General features: G+C 35.7%; 3 protein-coding genes. 1 reads left to right on the top strand and 2 read right to left on the bottom strand.

From position 1 onward, the window contains the following. Positions 1 to 926 precede the first annotated feature (926 nt). The gene (locus tag H0X48_06775) at positions 927 to 1,763 is read left to right on the top strand and encodes a hypothetical protein (protein ID MBA3954993.1); all 837 of its coding nucleotides are present in this window, start codon (positions 927 to 929) and stop codon (positions 1,761 to 1,763) included. A 147-nt stretch (positions 1,764 to 1,910) separates the two neighbouring features. Here H0X48_06775 and H0X48_06780 read toward each other — a convergent pair whose 3' ends face one another. Further along, positions 1,911 to 4,058 (bottom strand): PKD domain-containing protein, encoded by a 2,148-nt coding sequence (locus H0X48_06780; protein MBA3954994.1) that lies wholly within the window; start codon positions 4,056 to 4,058, stop codon positions 1,911 to 1,913. A gap of 294 nt (positions 4,059 to 4,352) precedes the next feature. Then, positions 4,353 to 4,621: PD-(D/E)XK nuclease domain-containing protein (locus H0X48_06785; GenBank protein MBA3954995.1), on the bottom strand; the 269-nt coding region annotated here is incomplete at its 5' end.

The following is a 4,621-nucleotide window of genomic DNA, read 5'->3' on the forward strand; positions in this document are numbered from 1 at the left end:
CAATCCATTTGTTAAAAACAACTAAAAATGCAACTTAAATGGAAATGCGCATACTTTTAGCCTTTTGTGTAATATGAGCAGTGCTGAAATTATGACTATAGCTGTAAGCGCTGGTATGTTTTTTAGTGGAAACATAGAAAAAGCTTGCAACTTCTTTTTTGAATATAAATATGTTAATAAGAAGCAAAGTAAAAGCCAATTTAAAAGGTCTATGCAGATGCAGCTTATACCAATTATGATCAAGAAGATCTTATAAAAAAGTATTACAAATTGATCTTCTTGTTGCTCGTAAAAGTAATTCAAAGCGGCCACGAAATCAATGGATTGAATATCTCATTAATCGTGGCCGAAAAACTATTGAGACTACTTTTAGCCAGATTACAAACTTATTTCCCAAAAAAATTCAGCTGTTACTAGCCAAGGGTTTGAACTAAAAGTCTTTTGCTTTATTCTTGCTTACAGCTTTACCCTTATTTAGGTCACAACTTAGGTTACTTAGATAAAGGGAAAAGATAAAAACAAACTGCTCTGTGCTTGTAAACAAAAGAGGCCCATTACGGGCCCCTGTTACTCTTATACTCCCTGCACTCTAACGGGTAGCTCCCCGATAAGAGTTACTAATACTAAAATAATTAAAACTATTAAAAAGCTTGTCTTTTCCCAGGCTCTTTTTGTTACTAGTATAGGAAAAACCTTATGCTTAAGAGTATAACATTGTATATGTATCCTCTTATAGAATATCATTATAGTAAGACTTTCTTTTTATAAACAGTAACATGTGAAGTAGAAAGTCCTTAGACGTCTGATTATATATAAAAACAATTAGTTGTTGAAAGAGCGAGCTAATGGGTGTAAGGAGAGTTTTAGGTTTAGTTATTGTTGCGCTGTTATCATTTTTTCTTTATTACAAAAAGCAAGCAGTTGATATGAAAACTCATAAAACAAAAGCTCCTGCTCACACTCAGAAACTATTAGATTTATATAAAAACAATCCTTTTAATTATAATTTAGATATTAAAGTAGTTGCTTGTAAAAATCCAAGCTCAGAAGTAACTATTTGTTGCCATGGTTATGGAGGAAATAGCGCTTTTGTAAATATAGTCGATAAATACAATTCTTTTTCTGGAAATTTAATTGGCTTTAATTTCTTTGACCATGACATTAACGAGCATACAGATCATACTAAAAGTGCCTATGGAACACCACAAGAGATTATGCCACTTTTATATCTTTTAAAACGATGCGTTTGTGATTTGCAATTGAAGCTTATTAACTTATACGGATGTTCAGCAGGTGGGGGAGCCATTATAAATGCTCTTTCTGCTTTAGCAGGCACAGATTACGATATCTTATTAAAAGAGCTTAATATTTTTAAAAAAGATAAACAAGCAATACTTCTTGCCTTAAAGAATGGTGTTATTATTTTAGATTGTCCTTTAAAATCGGTTCAAGAAATAATTTCATTTCGTGGATCAGATAAAAACTTAAAGATTCTTGAAAGCCATTATATAAAAAATAATATGGAACCTCTTGGAACTTTAAGAACAATGCAGAAGATTGATTTAACAATATTTTTAAATTTTGAGATGCCCGATACTGTTTTGAGCAATCGTGATGATCAGCTCTTTATCAATGAGATAATGAAAATAAATCAAGGTAGAACTATAATTTCCACAAGTTCTGATCAAGGGCATATAGGATATCACTCAAAACTCTGGGAAAATTATAAAGCTTTTAAAACAGAGCAGACCTTACTATGTTAGATTAATAGTTATGACTATGTTGTACAATCATTGGTCAGTATCTTTATTAATAAGTTTAAGATAAAGGGAAAAGATGAAAACAAACTGCTCTACGCTTGTAAACAAAAGAGGCCCATTACGGGCCCCTACTGTTCTTACTCATCTCTTTTATCTGCGTGCTTTAACAGAAAGAAACTTAAAGCCATTTGAACGCGCTGCTATGCCAGCACTATTAACTGCTCGTGCAACTAAAGCATTACAACCATTTCTTAAGGGCCTGCATGGTCTAACACTGAACATACCACAATTACTTGCTTTAGTTCGAGCAATAAGCTCATTGTTTGCATACACATACACCGTTGCCTTTGGTGTAGCTCTACCAGTTATTAACGGCTTACTTGTTTTAACTGTACGGCATACAGGGCCACACAGTCTTACAAACGGGGCGTTAACTGGTACAGTTACTTGTGTTGTTGCAGTTGATGAGCAACCATTAGCATCTGTTACTGTTACTGTATAGGTACCCGCTGCTGCAAGCGTCACATTTGGTAGTGATGGATTTTGTTCAGCGCTTGTAAAGCCATTAGGACCTGTCCATGAAAAACTAACGTTAGCTGTAGTTGAAGAAGCTGTTAAAGTAAGCGTTGCTCCTTCACATACAGGACTATTAGAACCAGCTGTTGGAGTGTTAGGCAATGGATTAACAGTTACGGTAGCAGTAGATGAATTTGAGCAACCATTAGCATCTGTAACTGTTGCGGTATACGTAGTTGTTTGTGTTGGCGTTACAGTAATAGTTGCACTACTACCCGTTTGTGAGTTGGCAGGAACACCAGTTCCCGAAAATACGATTGTATAGGGTGCAGTACCACCTGATGCTGTAGCCGTAAGCGTACTTGTAGTAGCTCCTTGACATACAGCTGTTGGTGCTGCTGTTAAACTTAGTACTGGTGTTGGATTAACAGTAATAGTAGTACTTGCTTGAACAGTACATGAAGGAGCTGATGTCCCTGTATCAGTAACTGTTACTGTATAGGTTGTAGTAGTTGTTGGACTAGCAATTGGATTAGCTATAGTAGGATCACTTAGACCTGCTATAGGAGTCCATGAGTAAGTAAAAGGGCCAGTTCCATTAGTAACAGTAGTGGTTAATTGCACCGATTGCCCTGAACAAATGGTAGCAGCTACTGGATCTACCGTCGCGCTTAAAATATTAGTTGCATACGATACAATATTATTGGTTCCTGCGTCAAGAGCTATAAGACAAGTATCTTGTGGTGTAAAACCAACTGCACGTGCGGTAAATTGAGTTGACATATCAACTGGAGTAGTAGGATTTACTGTGCAAGTGCTTTGATCAACTGCATAAGTTAAAATACCATTAGTACGGTCTACAACAGCAAGACACTGACCACTTGTTGAAAATGTTATTGTATCAGGAACTGTTACGCCTGTTAAAGTGATTGGATTTGCTGTATTGGCTGTACACATGTCAGGATTAAATGGATACACTGTAACACTTGCAGGAATAGGCGGAAAAAACCCATCAAGATCTGCAATAGCAAGTAAATTACACTTTGGTGAAAATGCTACTGATGCGGTCGAATTAAAACCGGTAATGGTTTGGGAACTAGGCTCTATACTACAAGTAGCACTATCAAAGGGAAAAATAGTTACCGTATTGGTGTTATTAACTGTAGCAATACACTTTTTATCAGGTGAAACTGCGATTTGGATTACTAAATTGTTACTTCCTATAGTTTGTGATGAAGTTGCTTCAGTAGGTGTAGTAGTGCTTATGGGCATACAGGTAGTAGGATCGATAGTATAACTCTTAATAACATCGGGACCTCCTACAATAAGACAGCTTTCACTTGCAAAGGTAACAGCAAAACTGTTTGGTATACCAGTAATAATAGCTACTGGATCATCGCTCACTATACAAGTGTCTTGATCAACACTAAAAATAGATACGCTACCTAAATTGACGCTGGTTACTGCCAAGCATGTACCATCAGGTGAAAAAGCCGCTCCAAAAGAACCTGTAGAATTGTCAATAGCCCTTGTACCAGCCGCTGTTAATGCACATCCATTACGAGTGAAAAGAGCTATACCAGCATCAGTGCCACTACCTTGAGCTACAACAATTAAATTGCAGGTAGGTGAAATTGCTAATTGGTTAGCATTATTTACGGCAGCATTAGCTGGTATATTACTCACTTCAGGGCCAAACGAGCAACAGAGGGCTGATAGGATTGGGCTAGTAGAGAGCATAAGTAGGCAAGTAGATAAACTCCACATAATTTTCTTGTTCACGTTAGTCCTTTATGTTAAAGTGTAGGTTGCTTTTCTGATGCAACCGTAGCATAACGGTAAAAGATAAGACAAGTGTTAAGAAAAAGAGGCACATGTCTGGAATGAGCAGTTTTGTATCATGCAATTAGCATATCCAAACTATATCTATAACCACTTAAAGATCAAACAAACCAAACTATATAACAAGCTAAGCAAAATCAAGCTTATGCACATAGAGCAAAATATACATTAATAGTTTTAAAATATTCTATAAAGATATCAGGTGTGGTAAATTTTACACTTTTGGATCACTTTTTATTTTATGTTTTTAGCAGCGTAATCCAAAGTTAGTTTATGTTTGGTATGTTTAAAAGAAAGCCCTATTAATGTTATCTTCTTTCCCGTTAACAAATATTTTTCATAGTAGCGCTGTTCTTCAATTTGTTTTAGGGCTATTGCAGCACTTACCTTAAATTTTAGTTCAAACAAATATACATGACCTACTGTTGAAAAAACTAAATCAATTCTGCCTTTGTCAGTACTTATCTCAGATTGTATATCAAAACCAAGCAATTTTCCTATAA

The organism is Candidatus Dependentiae bacterium, assembly GCA_013821315.1.
Lineage (GTDB): Bacteria > Babelota > Babeliae > Babelales > Babelaceae > JACDHA01.